The organism is Pseudomonas sp. LAMO17WK12:I10 (assembly GCF_900215185.1).
Classification (GTDB): domain Bacteria; phylum Pseudomonadota; class Gammaproteobacteria; order Pseudomonadales; family Pseudomonadaceae; genus Aquipseudomonas; species Aquipseudomonas chlororaphis.
The window spans coordinates 130,292-152,499 of sequence record NZ_OBDX01000004.1; the positions used below are offsets into that span (position 1 = coordinate 130,292).

A 22,208-nucleotide genomic window follows, 5' to 3' on the forward strand; every position below is an offset into this window, starting at 1 on the left:
AGTATCGGAACCTAAGGTGATCATGGCAACCACATTCACTTGCGGGAGCCAGATCATGAGCAGCACCAAATCCTTGACCGAACGGGTTTTCCAGGCCGTGGGCTTCGAGCTGCTGGCGTTCGCGCTGTGTACGCCGCTGCTGGCCTGGATCATGGACAAACCCTTTGTCGACATGGGCGTGGCGACTATCGCCATCGGCCTGATCGCCCTGGCCTGGAACGTGGTCTTCAATGGCCTGTTCGACCGCCTGCTCAAGCGCCTGGCCCTGGCGCCCAGCGGCTGGACCCGGGTCGCCCATGCGCTGCTGTTCGAAGGTGGCCTGGTGGCGGTAAGCGTGCCGCTGATTGCCTGGTGGCTGCAGGTCAGCCTGATGCAGGCGTTGATTCTTGACATCGGCGTGCTGCTGTTCTTCCTGCCGTACACCTATGTCTATCACTGGGGTTACGACCTGGTGCGGGAGCGGTTGATGCTGCGTCGCCCGCTCGATCGCGCCAGTTGAAAACCGCAGGGGTCAGCGGGCGGCGTGGTGCCGCTCGATGGCCTCCAGATAGGCCTTCATCGCCCTGGGGACTTCCTGCAACAGCAGAATGCTCTTGAGCTGGCTATTCTCCAGAGCAACCTGGAACAGGCCAATGGGCAATCCGCGCATGGCCGTCACGTAAGCGTCGCGCTCCGCGGCGCTGGCGGTGGGCAGGCGCAGGGCGAGCATGCGGTCGTAGGTTGCCTGGATCCGCGCATGCACGTCCGGGGCCTGGAGCTGGCCGGGGGCGAAGGTGGGGCTGATCATCTGCAGCAGGTCGGGATGGGTCTCGAGGTATTCCATGATCGGCATGATCATCCGGTCGATCACCTCCTGGCTGCTCGACTCGACCCAGGTGGCCGGGTCGATGGCCAGGAGGTTGGCGGTGATCCGGTCGATGGCGTCGATATGGCGCTGGCCCAGGGCGTCGAGCACGCTCTGCTTGTCGCTGAAGAAGTGGTACAGCGAACCGATGGAGGTGCCGGCCTCGCGCGCGAGGCCATGCATGGTCAGGCTGGCCACTCCCTGGCTGACCAGCAGGTGGGCGCAGGCGTCGAGAATCGCCGTGACCCGTTCATGGCCACGAGTCTGTTTCGGCGAGCGCGGGTTTTTGGTCGGGAGCATTTTTGAATCGTTCATGGTCTGAAAGGCAGCAAGGGGCATACATTATGGCGCACCGGGGCGTTTGCAGTCCTCAGGTAAAACTAGACACCATCCTCTACTTTTGCAGAGAATACGCGCCATGGATCAGCGCCTTCCGCTGTCCCACCTGACTCGAAGACCATGACGCTCTCTCCCAGCTGGATCATCTGCGAGCATTGCGATTCGCTGTACGAATCCGTGCCGCTTGCAAAAGGCCAGACCTCCCAGTGCTCGCGCTGCGGGGCGGTGCTGGAGCGTGCCCGGCACCTGAACGTGCAGCAGCTGCTTGCCCTGTCGATCACCGCGGCGCTGCTGTTCGTGTTCGCCAATGCCTTCCCTGTGATCGGCATCAGTCTCGAAGGCCTGAGCAACGAAGCCACCCTCTGGCAGTCGGTCGAAGCCCTGGCCCAGGGCCGCATCAGCCTGATCGCCGCCGTCACCGGCCTGGCCATCATCCTTGCCCCCGGCCTGCAGATTGCCCTGCTGTGCTGGGTGCTGGGCTTTGCCAACATCGGGCGCGCGGCGCCGGGCTTCAAGGCCTGCATGCGGGCTCTGGAACACCTGCGGCCGTGGAGCATGCTGGAGGTGTGCCTGCTGGGCATCCTGGTGGCCATCGTCAAGCTGGCCGGCATGCTCGACGTGCACCCGGGCCTGGGGCTGTGGTCGCTGGCGATGCTGACGGTGCTGATCATCCTGATTTCCGGCAAGGGCATCCGCCGCCTCTGGGACGACCTGGAGGGCCGCTACTGATGAGCCAGCCCCCCTATGCTCGCGATCTGGGCCTGATGCTGTGCCACACCTGCGGCCAGACCTGCCCCCGGGACGTTCACTACTGTCCGCGCTGCGAGGCCGTGGTGCATGCGCGCAAACCCAACAGCCTGAGCCGTACCTGGGCCTTTCTCGTGGCCAGCCTGATTCTCTACATCCCGGCCAACGTGCTGCCGGTGATGTATACCCAGATCTTCGGCAGCGGCAGCGAAAACACCATTCTCAGCGGCGTGCTGGAGTTCTGGCAGCACGGTTCCTGGGACATTGCCCTGCTGATCTTCATCGCCAGCGTGGTGGTGCCGTGCAGCAAGTTCCTGGTCCTGGGGATGCTGCTGATCACCTGCCAGCGCCGCAGCCATTGGGCGATGCGCGAACGCGCCAGGCTGTACCGCTTCATCGAGGTGATCGGTTACTGGTCGATGCTCGACGTGTTGGTGGTCGCCCTGGTGGCGGCGCTGGTGCAATTCCACGCCCTGAGCTCGATCGAGCCGCGCATGGGCATTCTGTTCTTTGGTTTGGTCGTGGTCTTGACGATGTTCGCGGCCATGAGTTTCGATCCTCGGCTTATCTGGGATGTAGAGGTTGAAGATGTCTGATCATCCAGGTTCCAACGCTTCAAGCGCGCCAGCTAGGCCGGGCACCCCCGCGGTCAGGACGCGCCGGTTCAATATTTCGCTGGTGTGGATCGTGCCCATAGTCGCGGCCCTGGTCGGCCTGTCGATGCTGGTGCACAAGTCGCTGTCGGCCGGGCCCGAGATCTCCATCAGCTTCCAGACCGCCGAAGGCCTGGAAGCCAACAAGACCCAGGTCAAATACAAGAACGTGGTGATCGGCAAGGTCACCTCCATCGCCTTGAGCAAGAACCGCGGCAAGGTGATCGCCAAGGTCGAGCTGGACCAGTCGGCGGAGTCCTTCACCGCCGCCGACTCGATGTTCTGGGTGGTGCGCCCGCGCATTGGCGCGGGCGGTGTGTCCGGTGTCGACACCTTGCTGTCGGGGGCCTTTATCGGTGCCGACGCCGGCCAGGAAGAAAAACGCAAGAAAAGCTTCGTCGGCCTGGAAACGCCGCCCCCGGTGACTTACGGGCAAAAGGGCAAGCGCTTCACCCTGCGCACCGATGACCTGGGCTCGCTGGACGTCGGTTCGCCGGTCTATTACCGGCGCATCGAGGTGGGCCAGGTGATTTCCTACAAGCTGTCGGATAACGGCAAGGGCGTGGACGTGCGGATCTTCGTCAACGCGCCCAACGACCAGTTCGTCACCACCGACTCGCGTTTCTGGAACGCCAGCGGCGTGGACGTGACCCTGGGCGCCAATGGCCTGAAGGTCAACACCGAATCCGTGTCGTCGATCCTCGCCGGCGGCATTGCCTTCGTCGAACCCAAGTACAGCCCCAACGCCAAGCCGGCCGAGGAAAACGCCAGCTACCAGCTGTTCGCCGACCAGGACACCGCGCTGGCGCCGCCCGATGGCGACCCGTACTACATGCGCATGCGTTTCGACCAGACCCTGCGCGGCCTGGCGCTCAATGCGCCGGTGGAGTTCCTGGGGGTGAACATCGGCCGGGTGGTGTCGATGGACCTGGATTACGACGAGCAGAAAAAGACCTTCTCCACCGTGGTCGGCGTGGTGATCTACCCGGCACGCCTGGGCAAGGTCCATCAGCAACTGGAGAAGCTCAGCGGTGCCGACGAAAGTCGCGCGGGCTACCTGATCAGTACCTTTGTCCAGCACGGCTTGCGGGCCCAGGCGCGCAGCGGCAACCTGCTGACCGGCCAGCTGTATATCTCCATGGACTTCATCCCCAACGCCAAGCCGGTGACTTTCGATGCGACCGCGCGGCCGCTGGAAATTCCCACCGTGCCGGGCGGCCTCGACAAGCTGCAGGAGCAGTTGCAGCGAGTGGTGGAGAAGATCAGCAAATTGCCGATCGATGCCATCGCCAATAACCTCAATGGCAGCCTGACCGAGATGCAGAAGACCCTGGAGAACGTCAACGGCAAGGTATTGCCAGAAATGCGCGACACCCTGGAGCAGACCAAGAAAACCCTGACCACGGCCAACGACAGCTTCGCCGAGGACTCGCCGCAACGTCTGCAACTGGGCCAGGCGATGGACGAAGTGCAGCGCACCGCCCGTTCGGTGCGGGTGCTCACCGACTTCCTCAGTCGTCATCCCGAAGCACTGATCCGTGGGCGGCTCAAGGACAATCAGCCGGACGCCTACAAATCCTCGACCTCGTCTTCTCGTGAGCCTGAATCGGAAGTCCAGCCATGAAAAAAACTCTAGTGTTGCTGATCGCGTCCCTGGGCCTGGCGGCCTGCAGCTCGGCGCCGACCCATTACTACACCCTGATGCCGCCGGCGCCCGAGCCGGCGGCTGCTGGCGGCGCGGCGTCGGGCCTGCAATTCGAAATGGCCGGGGTGCGCATTCCGATGCAGGTCGACCAGCCGCAACTCGTGGTGCGCCAGGACGGCGGCACCCTGGCGATCCTGGAAACCGCGCGCTGGAGCGCGCCGCTGGTGGATGAGTTCCACGATGCCCTGGCCAGCCAGATGGAGCAGCAATTGGGCACGCGCAACCTGGAGGGTCTGCCCAAGTCCGCGGGGCAGCCGATCCTGTCGTTGCAGACCGATGTGCGCCGCTTCGAATCGGTACCGGGGCGTTATGCGCTGATCGACGTGGTGTGGAACCTGCGCCTGCGCGGTGACGGCGTCGAGCGTCGCAGCCTGACCTGCAGCAGCCGCATCAGCCAGCCGGCCAGCGTCGAGCTGTCGAGCCTGGTCCAGGCCCACCAGCGGGCCATCGACGAGCTGGCCAAGCGCATTGCCGGTACCGCCAAACGCTGGGCGCAAAATCCCGCCACCCGCTGTTCCTGAATCTCCCGGTGCGCCGTGGCGTTCAACCGCTTAGGGTTGAGCGTCTGGCCCGTCAGGAGCTCCCCAGACGGCCACAGTCCATGTAGCCGCTGCCGAAGGCTGCGCTGGGCCGCGAAGCGGCCCCAAAACCTGACCCCGCGATCTTCCTGACATTGCGTGTTGTCCCGTTGGCCAGTCCTGCGGACTGGATCGCAGCCTGCGGCAGCGGCTACAGGTGATCGCGGTGTTCAGTACAATTGGGTGAACAGCCAGTACAGGCTGCCGGATAGCAGGATCGCCGCCGGCAGGGTCAGTACCCAGGCCATCAGCAGGTTGCGGATGGTCTGCATCTGCAGGCCGCCGCCGTTGGCGACCATGGTCCCGGCCACACCCGAGGACAGCACGTGGGTGGTGGACACCGGCAGGCCGAACATATCGGCGGCGCCGATGGTCAGCATCGCCACGGTTTCCGCCGAGGCGCCCTGGGCGTAGGTCAGGTGGGTCTTGCCGATCTTCTCGCCGACGGTGACCACGATGCGTTTCCAGCCGACCATGGTGCCCAGCCCCAGGGCGATGGCCACGGCGATCTTCACCCACAGCGGAATGAAGCGCGTGGCGTTGTCGATCTGCTGCTTGAACAGTTGCAGCTTGCCCTGGGTGTCGGCGTCGAAATCGCCGACCTGGTTCTTGTCCATCAGGCGGATGGTTTCGCTGCTCAGGTACATGTCGTTGCGCACGTTGCCCATGGCTTCAGCCGGCACCTTGGCCAGGGAGCCGTAGCCCTTCACTTCGTCACCGATATGACCGGTCAGGGCGGCCAGGGCCGGGACCAGCTGCGGCGTGGCTTCCTTGCTGCGTACATAGTCGGAAAGCACCGCGCGCGGGTCGGCCGGAGCCGGCTGCGGGGCGTTTTTCACCAGGGCTTGTTGGGTGACTTCGGCCACCGCGGCGAATTGCAGGGCCTGGTCGGCCGGCATGGTGCGATTCAGCGCGTAGGCCATGGGCAGGGTGCCGACCAGGATCAGCATGATCAGGCCCATGCCTTTCTGGCCGTCGTTGGAGCCGTGGGCGAAGGACACGCCGGTACAGGTGACGATCAGCATGCCGCGAATCCACCACGGCTGCGGGGTATTGCCCTTGGGCGCCTTGTACAGCGCGCGGTTCTTGACGAACAGGCGCAGGGCCAGGAGCAGCAGGGCGGCGAAGGCGAAGCCGATCAGCGGCGAGAACAGCAGGGCGTAGCCGACCTTGGTGGCCTGGCTCCAGTCCACGCCGCTGGTGCCGTCGCGGCCGTGCATCAGGGCGTTGGCCACGCCGACGCCGATGATCGAGCCGATCAGGGTGTGGGACGACGAGGCCGGCAGGCCCAGCCACCAGGTGCCGAGGTTCCACAGGATGGCGGCGATCAGCAGGGCGAAGATCATGGCGAAGCCGGCCGACGAGCCGACCTGCAGGATCAGCTCCACCGGCAGCAGGGCGATGATGCCGAAGGCCACCGCGCCGCTGGACAGCAGCACGCCGAGGAAATTGAAGAAACCCGACCAGACCACCGCGAAATGCGGCGGCAACGAGTGGGTGTAGATCACCGTGGCCACGGCGTTGGCGGTGTCGTGGAAACCGTTGACGAATTCGAAGCCCAGGGCGATCAGCAGCGCCACGCCGAGCAGCAGGAACGGGGTCCAGGTGGTGACCGTGGTGCCCAGCTCATGCATGTCGTGCATCAGGCTGTAGGCGGTGAACAACAGGCCCATGGCGAGGATCGCGAAGAACACCACCAGGGTGAAGGGGCTGGCTTTTTTGTCCAGCTGCGGTCTGGCTTCGAGGGCGGGGGAAGGGGAGGCGGCGGTCAGGGAAGGGGTGGCCATTGCCGGACAATCCTGTGGCAGGGAGGAGTGTCGCCCATGATCGTTGCCAAATATTACAGAGAGACTGCCTCAGGTCAGTGTTTGGGTGAATCCTTTAACCACTGGTCAAGAAGCCGCGCCATTTTCTGTAGGAGCGAGCGGGCGGCGATCCGACTTGCCCGCGATGGCGTCTGCAGCCGCTGCCGCAGGCTGCGATCGGTCTGGGCCGGCCGTGGGGCGGCCTTGAAATCGCCGGAGGTCCTGCGGACCTTGCGCAGCCTGCGGCAGCGGCTACAGCGAATAGGGCCTACATATCCTGGCGCTTGCGAAACGCCCAGCGGCCGGCGATGACGGTAAAGGTGGCGACCAGCGCGACGAGGATCCAGAAGCCTTCCGGGTCGGCGGAGAAGGGGATGCCGCCAACGTTCATGCCGAAGAAGCCGGCGATGATGTTGATCGGCAGCGCCAGCACCGTGACCACGGTCAGGGTGAACAGGGTGCGGTTGGTCTGTTCGTTGATATTGGCGGCGATCTCTTCCTGCAGCAGCTTGATCCGCTCGCCGAGGGCGGTGAGGTCGTTGATGATCAGGGCGAACTCCTCGGTGGACTTGCGCAGCTCCTTGACGTCCTCCTTCTGCAGCCATTGCGGCGGCCGGTTGAGCAGCCGCAGCAGCGAGCCCGGCTCCAGCGCCAGCAGGCGTTGCAGGCGCACCAGCGCCCGGCCCCCAGCTCGGCACGGTTGGTGGAGATCCGCGCGGCCAGCAACTGGTCTTCGATCTGGTCGACGTTGAGGCTGGTCTTGCGCACGATCTGGGTCAGCACTTCGCCCTGGTCGCGCAGCAGGTGCACCAGCAGTTCCAGGGGCGAGCGGAAACGTTCGCCGGCCTTGACCGAGGAGCGCAGCTTGTCCACCGAATGCAAGGGTTGCAGGCGCGCGCTGACGATCAGCCGGCTGCGCACGCAGACCCACAGGGTGGAGATGTCCGAGGAAACCATGCTGCCGAAGTTGAACACCACGTCGTTGACCACCGCGAGCAGGGCCGAGTCCACATGCTCGATACGGGTCGAGCGCGAGCCTTCGTGCAAGGCCTCGAAGAATTCCTCGGGCAGGGCCAGGTGAGTCTGCATCCAACGTTCGCAGGCGGCATGGGCCAGGTTCAGGTGCAGCCAGAGAAACGCCTCGCCATCGTCCGGCTGTTGCAGGGCTTGCAGGGCCTTGGCCGAATCCAGTTCGCGACCCCGCTCGCCGGGGCGGAACGCAAAGCCGTAGAGCAGGCCGAACAGATCCGAATCGCGATGGGCATGGTCGATGCTGTGGTTCATGGAGGCTCGCAGGAGGGAAGGCACCTGTAGGCGGTTTTACAGGTTCACTTGAGCCCGATCATCGCAAGGCTTCATGACTGTTTTGTGACGGTTCGAAGTGCAATATTCGGCGGTTATAACCGGCTGTCGGAGGCGCTCAAGAAAGCCTCTTCCAGGCCGATCACGCCTGTGACGACTGCGCGACCGGCTTGCCCCGGTTCGCCTGACAGGGATGTTCGCATGCTACCCATGCCCGCCTCGGGCGTGCTCTATCCCTGTTGAGAGATCTCATTCGATGTCCTTGCAAAAATCCCTGAGAGCGCAAGTCCTGGCTTTGTTGAGCGGCAGCCTGCTGGCGGTGCTGCTGATCGCGCTGGCGTGTTTTCACTTCTTGTCCAATGGCGTGCAAGGTTATCGCGAGCTGATCGAGGGGCCGTTGCGCACCTCGCAGTTGATCGATGAAGCCAACCTGCAATTCAAGGTCCAGGTGCAGGAATGGAAAAACGTGTTGCTGCGGGGCAAGCAGAGCGCCGAGCTGAGCAAATACTGGCAGCAGTTCGAGGAGCGCCAGCGCGATGTACAGGGCATTCTTGGCCAGCTGGCGGCCGAGCCCGGCATAGACGCGGCGCTCAAGGGCCGTATCGAGCGCTTGCGGGAAGAACATCGGGTGCTGGGCACGGCGTACCAGAAGGGCCGCGATGCCTTTATCGCCGCCGGTGCCGATCCGGCCGTCGGCGATGCCGCGGTCAAGGGCGTGGACCGCGCCGCCAGCGAGCAGATGAGCGAACTGGTGAGCGAGCTGCGCAAGCAGGGCAGCGAGCGGTCGCGCGACATCAGCGCCGCCGCCCAGCGCACGGTGTGGATCGGCCTGCTGGTGATGCTGGCCTCGGGTTTGTTGATCGGCCTGCTGAGCCTGTGGCTGGTCAACCGCAGCCTGGTGGAGCCGATCCGCCAGTTGATCGACTACGTGGCGCAACTCAGCCGTGGGCGGATTGCCGAGCGCGTGGCCAGCAGCCGCCAGGACGAGTTGGGCAAGCTGGCGGTGGCCGCCAACACCTTGCGGGATTTCCTCGCTGAAACCTTCAGCCGCCTGCAGCGCAGCGCCACCGACCTGGACAGCTCCAGCGGCGAACTGAATGCGATTGCCACCCTGATGTCCCAGGGCACCAACGATCAGTTCAATCGCACCGACCAGGTCGCCACGGCGATGAACGAAATGTCCGCCACCGCCCAGGAAGTAGCGCGCCATGCGGCGGATGCGGCGCGCGCCGCCGATGACGCCGACCAATCGGCCCAGCAGGGCGAGCAGGTGATGCAGGGCACCATCCACACCATCACCCTGATGCGTGGCGAAATCGCCAACACCGCCGAGGTGATCCGCCGCCTGGAGGCCGACAGCGGGCGTATCGGCAAGGTGCTGGAGGTGATCCGCGGCATCGCCGAGCAGACCAATCTGCTGGCGCTCAACGCAGCCATTGAAGCGGCGCGGGCCGGCGAGGCCGGGCGTGGTTTCGCCGTGGTCGCCGACGAGGTACGCAGCCTGGCGCAGCGCACCGCGGCGTCGATCATCGAGATCAACCAGATTATCCAGAGCGTGCAGACCGGCGCGCTGGACGCTGCCTATGCGATCGAGAGTGGCCAGGCGCGCAGCGATGCCAGCGTCGAGCAGGTGACCCAGGCCGGCGCCATGCTGGAGCGGATCACCGAGGCGGTCGAGGCGATCCGCGACATGAACCGGCAGATCGCCACGGCGGCGGAAGAGCAGACCTCGGTGGCCGAGGACATCTCGCGCAACCTGACCGAGATCACCACGATCGCCAGCACCAACCTGGATAACGTGCAGCGTACCGAGCGCGCCAGCCAGAACCTGCACGAGCTGTCGGGGCAGTTGAATGAGGTGACGGCACGCCTGAGTGCCTGATGCGCCAGCGCATGAAAAAGCCGCGTGGCCTTTCGGCCACGCGGCTTTTTTTGTCCTGAAGAATTACTTGTCTTGCTTGTTGCTCAGGACCTTGCCGGTCTTGGCATCCAGATCGACGTCCCACTCGACGCCCTTGGCGTCACGCAGTTCCACTTGGTAGACGTAGGCGCCGGCCGCTGTCTGCTCAAGCTCGGTGTCGGTGATGTTGGCGGCGGTGGTGCCAGGGTGTTCGGCCAGGGCCGCCTGGTTGAGTTTTTCCAGGTCCATGATGGTGCCGGCCTTGAGCAGGCCCGGGATCAGGTCCGGGCGCACGTCGGCCTGGGCCAGGCCAGCGGTCAGGGTCAGGGCGGTAGCGGCGAACAGGGCAGTCAACGTTTTCATAGGGTCTTTCCTTGGGGTGATTCGTTTAAGTGGGTTCAGGTTAGCCGGTACAACTTAATTCACCCTTAATTCAGCGCAAGCTTTGCGCCGTTTGTTCAATCGCCGTGGCCCTCGGGTCTTTCAAGCTGTGCTCTCGAACAGGAGAGGCAGTGATGAAAGCAATGATCAAAGGCTTGTACGGTCCGGCGTTTTTCGCCGGCTTCATCGGCGCTGGCGTGTGGGTGATGGGCACGCCGGGGCTGGCCCCGGGCTGGTTGCTGCTGGTGTTCGCCGGGGCGCTGGGGGTGTCCTTTGTCGCGGAAGGGTGGTTGCCCTATGAGGTGGACTGGAACCGCCCGCGGCAGGATCGCCTGCGTGACGTGTTGCACGCGCTGGTCAATGAAAGCCTGAACGCCCTGGGGTTACTGCTGTTGCCGGGGCTGGTGAGCCTGCTGGCGTTCGATGGCCTGTGGCCGCGCGGCTGGTCGCTGTGGGCGCAGTTGGCGCTGGCGATGGTCGTCGCCGACTGCGGCCTGACCCTGGCGCATTACTTCAGCCATCGGCTGCCTTGGTTGTGGCGCCTGCACGCGGTGCATCACAGCGTGCAGCGCTTGTATGGCTTCAACGGCTTGATGAAGCACCCGCTGCATCAGTTGCTGGAAGCCAGCGCCGGACTATTGCCGCTGCTGTTTTTGGGAATCCCGTTGCCGGTGGCGCAACTGCTGGCGTTTGCCATTGCCATCCAGCTGCTGTTGCAGCACTCCAATGTCGACATGCGCCCCGGTCCCCTGGGCTGGGTGTTCGCCTGGGCGCCGATGCACCGCTTTCACCACATGAAGTACGGCACCGCCGGCAATGTGAATTTCGGCCTGTTCCTGAATGTCTGGGACTGGCTGCTGGGCACGGCGTTTTATTCCTCGGCCTACCCGATCCGCCAGGGCGACCTGGGCATTGGCAGCCAGCCGGATTATCCGCAGGCGTACTGGCGACAATTGTTGGCACCCTTCAGCAGGCAAGCCGTGCATGAGGAACCGCCGGTGCCCTTGCCGTTGCGCCGTTGAGTCAGTCCAGCAGGCGCAGCTCGATGTGTTGCAGGGCTTGGCGCGCGGTGACGCCGAACAGGGTTTTCAGGGTGCGAGAGAAGTGTGCGGAATCGGCAAACCCGGCGCCATGAGCCGCCTCGGTGATGGCCTGGCCTGCGAGCACCAGGCCCATCGCCAGGCGCAGGCGCCGCCACAGTACCAGGCGCCGCACCGGCAACCCGAGCTGGCCGCTGAACAGCCGTTCGAGCTGGCTCAGGGACAGGTGCGCATGGGCTGCCAGGGCGCTGGCCGAGACCTTGCCGGCCAATTGTCGGTCGAGGACCGCCAGGGCCTTTTCGATCCGCCGGTCCTGCAAGATTCGGCGCGGGCAACGCCGCAGCGCTTCGGTCAGTGCCGGCAGCGTCAGCTCGACACACAGCAGGCTGTCTTGCAGGGCTTGGGCGTCAATCGTCAGCGGTTCGGCGTAGAGGGTGAACAGGGTTCCGGGCGCGTCGAGGATCGCATGCCGTTGCATGGCCGGGATGAACACATGCTTTGCGGTGCAGGGCTGGTCGTCGAGGCTGACGGTGACCGGTGCGGCGGGGGCGAGGATCAGTTGATGGGCGTAGTGGGCGTGGGGCACGGTACGCCCCAGCTCGCCCTGGATCAGTCCGTAGTCACGCCCGAGCCACAGCTGGCCTGTCCACTCGGGCGTGCGCACGGCGACCGGCTCAGTAGCCGTTGGCCTCGAGCAGCTGGCTGACGCTGCCGCTGGCCGGACGCTTGGCGTACTTGAGCAGCTCCGCGGCGCGGTTGGTGAAGATGCCGTCGACACCGGAGTCCAGGACCTTCTTGAAGTCCACCGGCTCGTCGATGGTGTAGACGTGCACCAGCAGGCCCTGGTCGTGGGTGAACTGGTTCATCCAGGGTTGCACCAGGTCGAAGTAGCTCTGGTCGCCACCGTTGGCCAGTGCCGCCGACGGGCCGGTGCCGATGGCGCCCTGGGCCTTGGCGTAGCTGACCCACTGCTCGAACTCGGCCTTGTCCTTGGGCTCCTGCTTGGCGTAGTAGGCCGCCTTGTCCTTCTCGCCGCTGTTGGCGAAGGTCACGTCGGACTTGGGCTGCATGCCGCCTTCACCGATCCACAGCAGGAGGATCTTCGGCACCTTGGGCATTTCTTTCTGCAGCAGTTCCAGGCTGCTCTTCTCGAAGGTCTGCAACACCACCTTGCCTTTGCCCTGGCCTACCGCCAGGTCGCTTTTCGCCAGCTTGGAGCCGGCCGGGCTGAGCCAGCCGCGGTCCTGGAGTTTTTCCTTGAGGTCACGCTCGATGCCGGGGAACTGCTTGGGCTCCTTGGTCTCGATGTACAGGCCGGGCTTGTGATGCGGGTTGCTCTGGGCGATGTCGATGATTTCGTCGAGGGTCAGGATCTTCAGGCCGACGTAGCTCGCACGGGCACGGTCGGGATAGGCCTGGTTGAACCAGCTGCCGGCGTCGAGGGTTTTCAGCTCGGCCATGGTGAAGGCGTTGGCCGGGCTGTCCTTGCGCTCGGGAAACTTGCTGGCGACGTCGGTGGTGCGCTGCAGGTTGTTGTCGTGCAGGGCGAACAGCACGCCGTCCTTGCTGCGTTGCAGGTCCATTTCCAGGTAGTCGGCGCCCAGGTCGCGGGCCAGTTTGTAGGCGGCGGCGGTGGACTCCGGTGCATCGAAGGACGCGCCCCGGTGAGCGATCACCGCGGGGTGTGGAATGCCTTGGCTGACAGCCAGTGCGGTGGGGCTTGGGCTGGCGGCCTGTGCCTGGCCCAGGCCAAGCATCAGGCTCAGCATCAGGGCGCTTTTGGTGAAGGTGGCAGGCATGGTCGAGGTCCTTTCGTGGAGGGCGATTTTCAAAGGACTACCTTTTAACAATTGAATGGCCGTTGTGCTATCGCGAAACCGACATAAATCTGCAGGTGCGGCAAATTTTCCGACGCTTTTGCGGGGTGCTTTGCAGTACGCTTGCGCCCTGAAGTTTCCCCGTCAGAGGGAAGCGCGAAAACATTTCCACCCTTGCCTGGCGTGTAAACCATCGATCACCTGTCCTTCGGGACACTCAGTGAGGTTTACCATGCGCATCACATCCGAACTCATCTGCCAGGCCGCCGACCAGCTCAAGGGTTTTGTCGGTTTCAACCGCAAGAGCGGCCAGCACATCGTGCGCTTCAGCGAAGACTCCTTCGGCATGGACGTCGCCGACGACGCCATCACTCCCGCCAGCGAATTCGTCTGGGCCAGCGCCGAGGGCCAGGTCATGGTGCTCAAGCGCGAGCTGATCCAGTTGCTGCTGGAACAGAACATCGACGACCGCATCAACATCAGCGAACCCTTGCGCGTGTACATGCGCCGCACCGACCTGCCGGAGATTTCGGCGGTGCGCAGCCTGGTGCCGGCGGCGCAATAACCGGGATGCGCGGTGGCCGGGCTGGCGATCAGGTCTCAGCGTTCGAACAGGTAGGCGCGTTCGACCTTGCACACCCGGGTGTGACAGGCCGCGTACCAGTCGCTGCGCCCGCGTTCGCGGGCGATGCGGTGTTCGGCCTGCTGCTTCCAGGCGAGGATCGAGGCCTGGTCCCGCCAATAGGAGACCGTGATGCCGAAGCCGTCCTCGTTACGCGCGAACTCCAGGCCGAGAAACCCTGGTTGCTGCCGCGCCAATTCGACCATGCGTTCGGCGGCCTGCTCGTAGGCCGGGTCCGGCTCGCGGCGCTGGGCGCTGAAAATCACCGCGTAGTAGGGCGCCTCGGGTGTGCGGGCGATCATGCGTGCCGCTCCAGGCAAGCGGCGAGCAGGGCGCTGACCAGGGGCGGCACGACGCCTTTGAGCGCTGCTCGTTCTGGCTGGAACAGGGTGGCGACAAAGAACCGATGGTCGCGCAGTTCCATCGCCCGCAGGTCGCCGGCCGAGTCGTAGCCGCTGGGGCGCAGGTCGTGCTTGAGCAGTTGCGCCGCGAACTGCGGATTGACCCCGTAGCGACAGCGATAACCTTCGCTGATCTGCTGCTCGCCATAGGCTTCGGCGATGCGGCTGCCTGCGCACAGGTGAATGCTGTCGGTGGCTTCCACTAGGGCGCAGGTCAATGGTGTGAGCACGGCGCGCTCGGCCTCGGGATGGGTTTCACCGTGCTCGGCATCGGCCCAACCCAGCACGTTACGCGCGTACTCCAGCACCGCGTGCTGAAAACCGCCGCAGGTGCCGAGGAAGGGCCGCTGCTGCTCGCGGGCAAAGCGGATCGCCCGCAGGGCACCGTCCATCGAGCGGTAGGGGCTGGCGGGCACACACCAGATGCCGTCGAACTCTTGCAGTGGCGCGTCGCTGGTCAGGCTGTCGGTGGCCAGCCAGCGGTAGTGCACCTTGAGGCTGGTTTCCTCGGCGGCCATTTCCAGGGCCAGGGGAATGGCCTGGTGCGCGATGACCTGAGGGTCGTAGTCGCCCACCAGGGCGATGTGCAGGGTCGGCGGATGTGCGATGTGCGGCATGGATTCTCCTGGTAGGGCCAACGCTTGTCGGTTGCTGGATGCCACTATAGATTGGCGCTCACGCACTCAATATTGGCGTTTATCCAAGTGATCAATGCAGCCACGCACTATCGGCTCGACTACTCCGACCTGTCGCTGATCCTCGCCCTGGTGCGTGGCGGCTCCCTGGCCCGTGCGGCGGCGTTGTTGAAGGTCGATGTGTCCACGGTGTTTCGTGCGGTGCGGCGCCTCGAGGCCGCGCTGGGCCAGCAGCTGTTCGACAAGAGCCGCGCCGGCTACCTGCCCACCGGCCTGGCCCGCACCCTGGCCGAGCAGGCCGAACGCGCGGAACAGGCACTGGACGCGGCACAGGTCGGAGTGGAGCAGGGCGGCGCGGTGGTCAGCGGCACGGTGCGCCTGACTTGTACCGACTCGGTGCTGCAGGGCCTGTTGTTGCCGGCGCTGGCGCACTTCATGCCGCGCTATCCGGCACTGGCCCTAGAGCTCAGCACCTCCAATGATTTCGCTAACCTCAGCCGCCGCGACGCCGACCTGGCCCTGCGCCTGACACGCACGCCGCCCGAGCACCTGGTGGGCCGGCAGTTGCGGGCGGTGTCTTACCGGGTCTGTGCCAGCCCGGCCTACAGGCAGTCGGTCGCCTCGACGGATCTGGCCGGGCTGACCTGGATCGCCCCGGACGATTTTCTCCCGGACCACGCCACGGTCGCCTGGCGCCGGCAGGCGTTGCCCGGTGTGGTGCCGGGCTATCGCTGCAACAGCATGCTGGCGGTCAGCGAGCTGGTGAAGGCCGGGCTGGGCGTGGCGGTGTTGCCGGATTTCCTGCTCGACGACACCACTGCCCTGCAACCCCTGAGCGACCCGCTGCCGGGCTGCGACACCGCGCTCTGGTTGCTGACCCGGGCCGACTGCCGGGCGTTGCGCGCGGTGGTGACGCTGTTCGACGAATTGAGCCAGCGTCTGCGCGCGCCGCAGTGAGTCATGCCTGGGGCGGGTCCTTGTGCAGGACGTGCCGGTGCATTTCCGAGGTCAGGCCCTCGATGCGTTCGCTCAGCTGTTTGGTCATCTCGGTCAGGCGGGTGTTCTGCTCCAGCAGTTCGAGCAGTTGCGCGCTGTGTTGCGCGGCTTGCGCCTGACGTTCGCTGTTGGCGATAGCGATGGCTTCGCGGTGCTGGGCATCGGCGTCGGTCTGGGCTTTGTCGCGCGCGGCCTGGCGAGTCTGGGCCAGCAGGATCAGTGGCGCGGCATAGGCCGCTTGCAGGCTGAAGGCCAGGTTGAGGAGGATGAAGGGGTAGGCGTCGAAGTGCGTCACCCCGCTCAGGTTGAGCCCGACCCAGATCAGCACGATCAGGGTTTGCGCGCCGAGAAAGGTCGGGGTGCCGAAAAAGCGGGCGAAGGCTTCGGCCTTCAGGGCAAAGCGGTCGGTGCCGAAGGTCGGGGCCAGATGGGCATGGGGACGGTGGAAACGTAGGTGGTCGACAGGGGCGGCTGAGGCTGTTGCGGATGGGGTCGGGTTCATGGCGGGCTCGGGGCGATGGGACTGCCGGTCACTATAGCCCGTTGCCCGACACCTTCCCTGGCGTCGACATCGTTGATTCAGGGGCGCCGGCTCAGAGCGTGGCACGCTCGTTGGCAAACATGCTCACCGCCTGTACCGCCTCGCTGGCACCGTCGCGAATCTGCAGGATCACCGTGCCGGCCTGATCCGCCAGGTCCACGCCCTTGGCCGCCCGGTCCCGGGTCCCGTCCATGCTTTTGATGGCCTGCTGGGTTTCTTGCTGGATCATGTCGATCATTCCCGAGATTTCCGCGGTCGAGCCGCTGGTGCGGGCGGCCAGTTGCCGGACTTCGTCGGCGACCACGGCAAACCCCCGGCCCTGTTCGCCAGCGCGCGCGGCTTCGATCGCGGCATTGAGCGCCAGCAGGTTGGTCTGCTCGGCGATGGCGCGGATGGTGTTGACGATGGCGGTGATCTGCTCGGAGCGCTCGCCGAGCTTGGCGATCAGGGTCGAGGAGTCTTCGATGTTGGCGGCGATTTGGCGCATCTCGCTGGCCGCCTGCTGGATCACCGCGGTGCCCTGTTCGGCGACTTGCCGGGTTTCCACCGAGATGTGATAGGCCTGGGTCGCGCTCTGGGCGTCCTGGGCGTGTTTCTCCACCCTCGCGGTCACGTCGGAGGCGAACTTCACCACCTTGCACAGGCGCCCGGCGGCGTCATACACCGGGTTGTAATTGGCCTCCAGCCACAGCGATTGCCCGCGTTTGTCGACACGCTCGAACTGCCCGCTGAAGAACTCGCCCTGGTTGAGACGCTGCCAGAAGTCCTGGTAGGCGCTGCTGTTGGCCAGCTCGGGCTTGCAGAAGATCCGGTGATGCTTGCCCTTGAGTTCGGCGAGGCTGTAGCCGAGGCGATCGAGGAAGTTCTGGTTGGCCGTGATGACGCTGCCGTCGAGGTTGAACTCGATCACCGCCATGGCGCGGTCGATGGCGTGCAGCTTGCCCCTGGACTCGCTTTCCTGTTGGACCTTTTCGGTGACGTCGAGAGCGTACTTGACCACCTTGAAGACCTTGCCGTCGGCATCCCTGATCGGGTTATAGCTGGCTTCCAACCATACCGGCTGGCCTTGGGCATTGACGCGTTCGAAGGTCCCCGATTGGAACTGGCCGTTTTTCAGGCGCGTCCAGAGCTCGCGGTATTGATTGCCGCGGGCGAATTCGGCATTGCAGAACTGCCGATGGGGGTGGCCGATGACCTGCTCCGCGCGATAGCCCATGGTCTTGAGGAAGTTGTCGTTGGCCCGCAGGACCGTGCCCTCCAGGTCGAACTCGATCACCGCCATCGAACGGTCGATGGCCTCGAGCAGGCTGGCTTGCTGGTTGATGGTGTGGTGTAAGGCGTCGATGGTTTTGTTATGGCGGTTGAATAACATGATGGCTGGTGCTCAGTGGGAAAAACCTGGAGTCAGTCCCTGTTGTCTGCGCCTGCATGCCGAAAGCCCCCTGGGCCTCGGCCTTGTCTGCTCAATGCCAGCATTCCATGACTGACAGATACCCCTTGGAAGGGCACGCCCCTGTCCGGCGCGTACCCTTGCTCAACGTCTGAGGTGAGACGCTGGGCCTGCGAGTCAATTTAGGGAAGTTATGTTGCACGGCGGCGAATGTGCCGCGCGGCTTTTTGGGTCACCGCATGGCGGCATTATGCCGGCTTGGTGGGGAGCGATGCGGGTAAAAATTGTACAAATCTGCGGTTTTTTACATTTTTGTACAACTTTCAGGAGCCGGTGGACACCGCGAGGAGCGCGTCGTTTATCGGGGTGGCGGCAGCGACTTTGTTGCGCCCGGTGTTTTTCGCGGCATACAGGGCTTTGTCGGCCTCCATGAGCCACATTGCGGCATCGCGCAGCCCCGGGTGCCAGGCGGCCAGGCCGATACTCAGGCTGACCCGGAGTGACGGCACGCCCGGATGGCGATAGTTGCTGAAGACTTGCCGCAGTCGTTCCATCACTTCGTGGGCCTGCTGGATCGAGGTCGTCGGCAGGATCACGCAGAACTCGTCGCCGCCATAGCGCCCGGCCAGGTCGTCCTGGCGCAGGTTGAGCTTGAGGTCCCGGCTCAATTGATGCAGCACGGCATCGCCAAGGATATGGCCGTAGCTGTCGTTGATGTGTTTGAAGTGGTCGATGTCGATCAAGGCAATGGTGCCGTGACAGCGTTGCTGCTGGCATTTGGTGAACTTGAGCTGCAGCAGGTCTTTCCACGCGCCGTGGTTGAGCAGGCCGGTCAGGCTGTCGGTGCGGCTCAGCGCGCTGAGGGTGCGCTTGTGCTCGGCGAGCTTGATCGCCAGCCGGTAGCAGACCATACCCACCGCCATCGGGTAGAGGGTCAGCATCGGCAGGCAGGCGTAGATCTGCAGCTGGGTGGCATCCCCGGTGAAGGCAGGACCGAGCAGCAACCACGACAGCAGTATCCCGCTCAGTTGTGCCATGGAGCCATGGATGAACAGGCGCAGGCCACCGGCCGCGACGTTGTTCATCGCCATCATGGCCAGAATGGTCACCGTGGGGAGCGGATTGAACTGCATCGCCGCCGCCCAGAAACCACCGAAGAGCGAGTCGCACAACAGGTTGCGGCGTTCGGCCTGATAGGGGAAGGCCGCGCGGGTCGAGATCAGGTACGCCAGGTGCGGCCAGATAAAGCCGTTGAACAGCAGGAGCAGCCAAACCCAGGTCGGTTGCGGCAGCGGGTACAAGCCGGCGAATACGCTGAGGCTGCCAATCCCCAGCCCGACGATCCTGGGCAGGTAAATACGTTTGGCAAATGACAGCCCTTTGCCTTGTTGGTTATCCATAAATTTCTGCGCGAGCCCGGGTTTGAAACACTTTGTGGTGTTTTTATTGGCCGTCACCCTTCATTGGGCAAGGCGGCGAATATTGTCATTTATTCCAACAAGAATAATCAGTGTCCTTGCAGGCCATTTAGTGGAACGAGCGTACGCAAATGCCCATTGCAGAGCACTCGGTGCAAGTCATGGCGGTCGCCAGATCCGCTGTCGGAGCAAACCGGGGGAGAAGGGAATCAGGCTTGATAGCAGGCCAGGAACATGTCCAGCGTGGACTCGACGACGCGCTGCTGTTCGTCTTCCTTGAGGGGCGGCTGATTCATGGTGATCTGTGGCCAGAAGGCAAACGCCTTGAGCATGCCGTGGAGCTGCTGGGCGGCGAAGTCCGGGTCCAGCGGCTTGAGCCGGCCGTCCGCCCGGGCCGAGCGAATCCACACCATCAGGCTTTCTTCACGCTCGCCCATGCGCGCCACCATGTACTGGGCGCGCTCGGGGGAATGCAGGGTCGCGGCAATGGCGACCCGCGCCAGGTTGAGGAAGTTGTCATCGGCCAGCAGTTGCAGCTTGGCCATCAACAAGTCCCGCAACTGTTCACGCAGGGTTAATCCGGGGTGGTAAAGAATGTCCGCCCGCGCCCTGATGCTCGCCCATAACTTATGCATGATCTCGGTGAACAACTCCTCCTTGCTGGGGAAGTGGTTGTACACCGTGCGCTTGGACACTCCGGCGGTTGCCGCGATCTTGTCCATGCTGGTGATATCGAACCCGCTGGCATGGAATTCGGTGATCGCCGCCTGGATGATGGCTTCGCGTTTGAGGTCGGTCAGGCGCTTGGGAGCTGTCATAAGTTGGGTTCGATGGCGGTCGTTGGCAGTTATCCGGGGGCAGTTTACTTAGTCCCGGGTTTGTTGCAATCTAGAAAAACTACACTGTGCAGTGTAGATCATGGCAGAAAAAATGATGGTCGGCTGACGCTTGCGTGCATTGGCCTTTGTCGTTCCGCAGAGAATCACCGGAGCCTTGTCGGGTTCCTTGGAGTCACTGATTCATGGCCACTCTCTCTTCCCGTGCAGACAGCGTCTCACGCCCCGAAACGTCCCTGCAGGAACAAGGGGCGTTCCGTAATCACGCGCCGGTCCGGCGTGCCGGGCTGGGCAAGACGCTGAGTATTTTCTGGCGCATGTTGTTCCACAAACCGCGTAATACCCGCCCGGTCGGGGCCATCCCGGTGCAGCCATTGACCCACGAACAGCTGCTGGCGGCGCCGAACCAGAGCGTCTACCGCCTGGGGCATTCGACGGTGCTGTTGAAACTGCACGACAAGTTCTGGATCACCGATCCGGTATTCGCCGAACGCGCATCGCCGGTGCAATGGGCCGGTCCCAAACGTTTCCACCAGCCGCCTATCAGCCTGGAGCAGTTGCCACCGATCGAAGCGGTGATCCTGTCCCATGACCACTACGATCACCTGGACCACCAGACCGTGCTCAAGCTGGCGGACAAGACCCGCCATTTCCTCACCCCCCTGGGCGTGGGCGATACCCTGGTGAAGTGGGGCGTGCCGGCCGACAAAGTGCGCCAGCTGGACTGGTGGGAAGGCACGGAAGTCGATGGCATTCGTTTTATCGCCACGCCTTCCCAGCATTTCTCCGGCCGTGGCCTGTTCGATGGCAACAGCACGCTGTGGGCCTCCTGGGTAATGATCGATGGCGACAGCCGGATCTTCTTCAGCGGTGACACCGGTTACTTCGATGGCTTCAAGCGGATTGGCGAGCGTTACGGCCCTTTCGACCTGACCCTGATGGAAACCGGCGCCTACAACGTCGAGTGGCCGGGCGTGCACATGCAGCCAGAGCAGACCCTACAGGCGCACATCGATTTGAAGGGCCGCTGGTTGTTACCCATTCACAACGGCACGTTCGACCTGTCGATGCATGCCTGGTACGAACCGTTCGATCGCATCCTCTCGCTGGCCTGGGAACGCAGCATCGCCATTGCCACGCCGCAGATGGGCGAGGCCTTCAACCTGGCGCACCCGCAACGGGGGCACGCCTGGTGGATGGAGGTCGACCCCGTGGCCGAGCAGGTAACGGCAAGCGATCTGTAGACCCTTCATCGGCTACTCCCCGAGCCCGGCTATCGCCAGGTTGCCGTGTCCGGGCCTGGGGAGTATCTAGAGAACTCCCCCCAATACCCTCGACGGACCTGGTGATGGCTTATCGGCTTCATCTGTTTGGCGCGTCTGGTTCCGGCACCACGACCTTGGGCCAGGCGCTGGCCCAGCGTTTGGGTATCGCCCACTTCGATTCCGATAACTTCTTCTGGCGCCCCAGCGAACAGCCTTTCAGCCTGCGCCGTCCCCGGGACGAGCGCATCCAGCTGTTGCAGCAGCAGGTGGCCGGGTTGGACAGCTGGGTGCTGTCCGGCTCCTTGTGCGGTTGGGGCGACCCGATGATTGAGGCTTTCACCCATGCCATTTTCCTCCGCCTGGACCCCGAGGTCCGCCTGCAGCGTTTGCGGGTGCGCGAGTTTCAGCGTTATGGCGAGCAGATCCATGAGGGCGGCGAACGCCATCTCGCGACTCAAACCTTTCTTGCCTGGGCGGCTGGCTACGACACGGGAGGCCAAGGTACGCGCAGCCTGCGCCGGCATGAGAGCTGGATCACCGGGCTGAGCTGCCCGGTAATCCGCCTCGATGCCACTCACCGCTCGGTGCAGGCATTACAGGAAGAGGTATTGAGCGCCCTGGATCACTCGATCATGGCGTAGTCGGGCCGTTCCATCGGGTTGGGCGTCGCACCCTTGATGTTCATGCCACGCCCCGGAGCGAAGCCGGGGAAGAACACCAGGCCTTCTGCTTCCAGGCGAAAGGCCAGGGCCAGTCGGGTCACGTCGAGCAATTCGCCGCCCGCCTCGAAGCGGTGAATGGCGGCTATCGAGACGCCGGACTCCTGTGACAGCTGTTCCTGGCTCCAACCCAGCATGGCGCGGGCTTGAATACAGTGTTCTGGGGTGAACTGGAAGAGGGCGATACGTTCCAGGGTGACTTTCATCGCGAGTGCGGCCATGGGATTTCTCCGGAAGCAGGTGAAGATGAGTCGATAAAGTACTGTTAATTTGT

General features: G+C 64.0%; 23 protein-coding genes and 1 pseudogene. 11 read left to right on the forward strand and 13 right to left on the reverse strand.

Features of this window, described 5'->3' with window-relative positions:
* Positions 1-55: 55 nt before the first annotated feature.
* Positions 56-499, forward strand: coding sequence for a multidrug/biocide efflux PACE transporter (locus CRO75_RS06680; RefSeq protein ID WP_009045193.1), 444 nt, complete (start codon positions 56-58; stop codon positions 497-499).
* A gap of 12 nt (positions 500-511) precedes the next feature.
* Here the strand turns inward: CRO75_RS06680 and CRO75_RS06685 are convergent, their stop codons facing one another.
* Positions 512-1,159, reverse strand: a complete 648-nt coding sequence (locus CRO75_RS06685; protein ID WP_097134895.1) for a TetR/AcrR family transcriptional regulator — start codon at positions 1,157-1,159, stop codon at positions 512-514.
* 144 nt (positions 1,160-1,303) lie between these two features.
* Between CRO75_RS06685 and CRO75_RS06690 the strand changes: the two genes are divergently transcribed.
* Genes CRO75_RS06690 through CRO75_RS06705 form a run of 4 tightly spaced genes read left to right on the forward strand, consistent with a single transcriptional unit; the run spans position 1,304 to position 4,809 of the window.
* The gene (locus tag CRO75_RS06690) at positions 1,304-1,912 is read left to right on the forward strand and encodes a paraquat-inducible protein A (RefSeq protein WP_097134804.1); all 609 of its coding nucleotides are present in this window, start codon (positions 1,304-1,306) and stop codon (positions 1,910-1,912) included.
* The gene (locus CRO75_RS06695) at positions 1,912-2,526 is read left to right on the forward strand and encodes a paraquat-inducible protein A (RefSeq protein ID WP_097134805.1); all 615 of its coding nucleotides are present in this window, start codon (positions 1,912-1,914) and stop codon (positions 2,524-2,526) included. Before CRO75_RS06690 ends, CRO75_RS06695 begins: the two co-directional genes overlap by 1 nt.
* On the forward strand, positions 2,519-4,207 hold the full coding sequence (locus tag CRO75_RS06700) for an MlaD family protein (RefSeq protein ID WP_097134806.1): 1,689 nt from the start codon (positions 2,519-2,521) through the stop codon (positions 4,205-4,207). Before CRO75_RS06695 ends, CRO75_RS06700 begins: the two co-directional genes overlap by 8 nt.
* The gene (locus CRO75_RS06705; protein ID WP_009045189.1) at positions 4,204-4,809 is read left to right on the forward strand and encodes a PqiC family protein; all 606 of its coding nucleotides are present in this window, start codon (positions 4,204-4,206) and stop codon (positions 4,807-4,809) included. The genes CRO75_RS06700 and CRO75_RS06705 overlap by 4 nt, the downstream gene beginning before the upstream one ends.
* A gap of 227 nt (positions 4,810-5,036) precedes the next feature.
* On the opposite strand, the gene CRO75_RS06710 is transcribed toward CRO75_RS06705, so the two are convergent.
* Positions 5,037-6,653, reverse strand: a complete 1,617-nt coding sequence (locus CRO75_RS06710; protein ID WP_097134807.1) for an inorganic phosphate transporter — start codon at positions 6,651-6,653, stop codon at positions 5,037-5,039.
* Between the two features lie 286 nt (positions 6,654-6,939).
* Positions 6,940-7,955, reverse strand: a pseudogene (locus CRO75_RS06715) (transporter).
* Positions 7,956-8,229: 274 nt separating this feature from the next.
* On the opposite strand from CRO75_RS06715, the gene CRO75_RS06720 reads away from it, so the two are divergent.
* Positions 8,230-9,855, forward strand: coding sequence for a methyl-accepting chemotaxis protein (locus CRO75_RS06720; RefSeq protein ID WP_097134808.1), 1,626 nt, complete (start codon positions 8,230-8,232; stop codon positions 9,853-9,855).
* Between the two features lie 63 nt (positions 9,856-9,918).
* Here the strand turns inward: CRO75_RS06720 and CRO75_RS06725 are convergent, their stop codons facing one another.
* On the reverse strand, positions 9,919-10,236 hold the full coding sequence (locus CRO75_RS06725; RefSeq protein WP_007925169.1) for a PepSY domain-containing protein: 318 nt from the start codon (positions 10,234-10,236) through the stop codon (positions 9,919-9,921).
* Between the two features lie 152 nt (positions 10,237-10,388).
* Between CRO75_RS06725 and CRO75_RS06730 the strand changes: the two genes are divergently transcribed.
* A complete protein-coding gene (locus tag CRO75_RS06730) occupies positions 10,389-11,276 on the forward strand; it encodes a sterol desaturase family protein (protein ID WP_097134809.1) in 888 nt (295 codons plus the stop codon).
* Between the two features lies 1 nt (position 11,277).
* Here CRO75_RS06730 and CRO75_RS06735 read toward each other — a convergent pair whose 3' ends face one another.
* Together CRO75_RS06735 and CRO75_RS06740 are read right to left on the reverse strand one after the other, a co-directional pair.
* The gene (locus CRO75_RS06735) at positions 11,278-11,958 is read right to left on the reverse strand and encodes a helix-turn-helix domain-containing protein (protein ID WP_097134810.1); all 681 of its coding nucleotides are present in this window, start codon (positions 11,956-11,958) and stop codon (positions 11,278-11,280) included.
* Positions 11,959-11,968: 10 nt separating this feature from the next.
* The gene (locus CRO75_RS06740; protein WP_097134811.1) at positions 11,969-13,093 is read right to left on the reverse strand and encodes a glycerophosphodiester phosphodiesterase; all 1,125 of its coding nucleotides are present in this window, start codon (positions 13,091-13,093) and stop codon (positions 11,969-11,971) included.
* 250 nt (positions 13,094-13,343) lie between these two features.
* Here CRO75_RS06740 and CRO75_RS06745 point away from each other — a divergent pair, with 250 nt between their 5' ends.
* Positions 13,344-13,676, forward strand: coding sequence for a DUF2025 family protein (locus CRO75_RS06745; RefSeq protein WP_009045181.1), 333 nt, complete (start codon positions 13,344-13,346; stop codon positions 13,674-13,676).
* 35 nt (positions 13,677-13,711) lie between these two features.
* On the opposite strand, the gene CRO75_RS06750 is transcribed toward CRO75_RS06745, so the two are convergent.
* Positions 13,712-14,035, reverse strand: a complete 324-nt coding sequence (locus CRO75_RS06750; RefSeq protein ID WP_097134812.1) for an antibiotic biosynthesis monooxygenase — start codon at positions 14,033-14,035, stop codon at positions 13,712-13,714.
* Positions 14,032-14,751, reverse strand: a complete 720-nt coding sequence (locus CRO75_RS06755) for a CTP synthase (RefSeq protein ID WP_097134813.1) — start codon at positions 14,749-14,751, stop codon at positions 14,032-14,034. The genes CRO75_RS06750 and CRO75_RS06755 overlap by 4 nt, the downstream gene beginning before the upstream one ends.
* A 24-nt stretch (positions 14,752-14,775) precedes the next feature.
* Between CRO75_RS06755 and CRO75_RS06760 the strand changes: the two genes are divergently transcribed.
* The gene (locus tag CRO75_RS06760) at positions 14,776-15,726 is read left to right on the forward strand and encodes a LysR family transcriptional regulator (protein WP_175510553.1); all 951 of its coding nucleotides are present in this window, start codon (positions 14,776-14,778) and stop codon (positions 15,724-15,726) included.
* Between the two features lies 1 nt (position 15,727).
* On the opposite strand, the gene CRO75_RS06765 is transcribed toward CRO75_RS06760, so the two are convergent.
* The 4 genes from CRO75_RS06765 to CRO75_RS06780 all read right to left on the reverse strand — a co-directional run bounded on the left by CRO75_RS06765 (position 15,728) and on the right by CRO75_RS06780 (position 19,932).
* Entirely contained in the window at positions 15,728-16,267 is a 540-nt protein-coding gene (locus tag CRO75_RS06765; protein ID WP_097134814.1) for a DUF1003 domain-containing protein, read from the reverse strand.
* A 91-nt stretch (positions 16,268-16,358) separates the two neighbouring features.
* The gene (locus CRO75_RS06770; RefSeq protein ID WP_097134815.1) at positions 16,359-17,678 is read right to left on the reverse strand and encodes a methyl-accepting chemotaxis protein; all 1,320 of its coding nucleotides are present in this window, start codon (positions 17,676-17,678) and stop codon (positions 16,359-16,361) included.
* Positions 17,679-18,019: 341 nt separating this feature from the next.
* Complete coding sequence (locus tag CRO75_RS06775) at positions 18,020-19,096, reverse strand: diguanylate cyclase (protein WP_097134816.1); 1,077 nt, start codon at positions 19,094-19,096, stop codon at positions 18,020-18,022.
* A gap of 227 nt (positions 19,097-19,323) precedes the next feature.
* The gene (locus CRO75_RS06780) at positions 19,324-19,932 is read right to left on the reverse strand and encodes a TetR/AcrR family transcriptional regulator (protein ID WP_009045174.1); all 609 of its coding nucleotides are present in this window, start codon (positions 19,930-19,932) and stop codon (positions 19,324-19,326) included.
* Positions 19,933-20,135: 203 nt separating this feature from the next.
* Here CRO75_RS06780 and CRO75_RS06785 point away from each other — a divergent pair, with 203 nt between their 5' ends.
* Both CRO75_RS06785 and CRO75_RS06790 read left to right on the forward strand, forming a co-directional pair.
* On the forward strand, positions 20,136-21,194 hold the full coding sequence (locus tag CRO75_RS06785; protein WP_097134817.1) for an MBL fold metallo-hydrolase: 1,059 nt from the start codon (positions 20,136-20,138) through the stop codon (positions 21,192-21,194).
* A gap of 104 nt (positions 21,195-21,298) precedes the next feature.
* A complete protein-coding gene (locus CRO75_RS06790) occupies positions 21,299-21,856 on the forward strand; it encodes an AAA family ATPase (RefSeq protein WP_085531965.1) in 558 nt (185 codons plus the stop codon).
* Here CRO75_RS06790 and CRO75_RS06795 read toward each other — a convergent pair.
* A complete protein-coding gene (locus tag CRO75_RS06795; RefSeq protein WP_009045171.1) occupies positions 21,838-22,155 on the reverse strand; it encodes a helix-turn-helix transcriptional regulator in 318 nt (105 codons plus the stop codon). The two genes, CRO75_RS06790 and CRO75_RS06795, sit on opposite strands and share 19 nt — an antisense overlap.
* Positions 22,156-22,208: the final 53 nt, after the last annotated feature.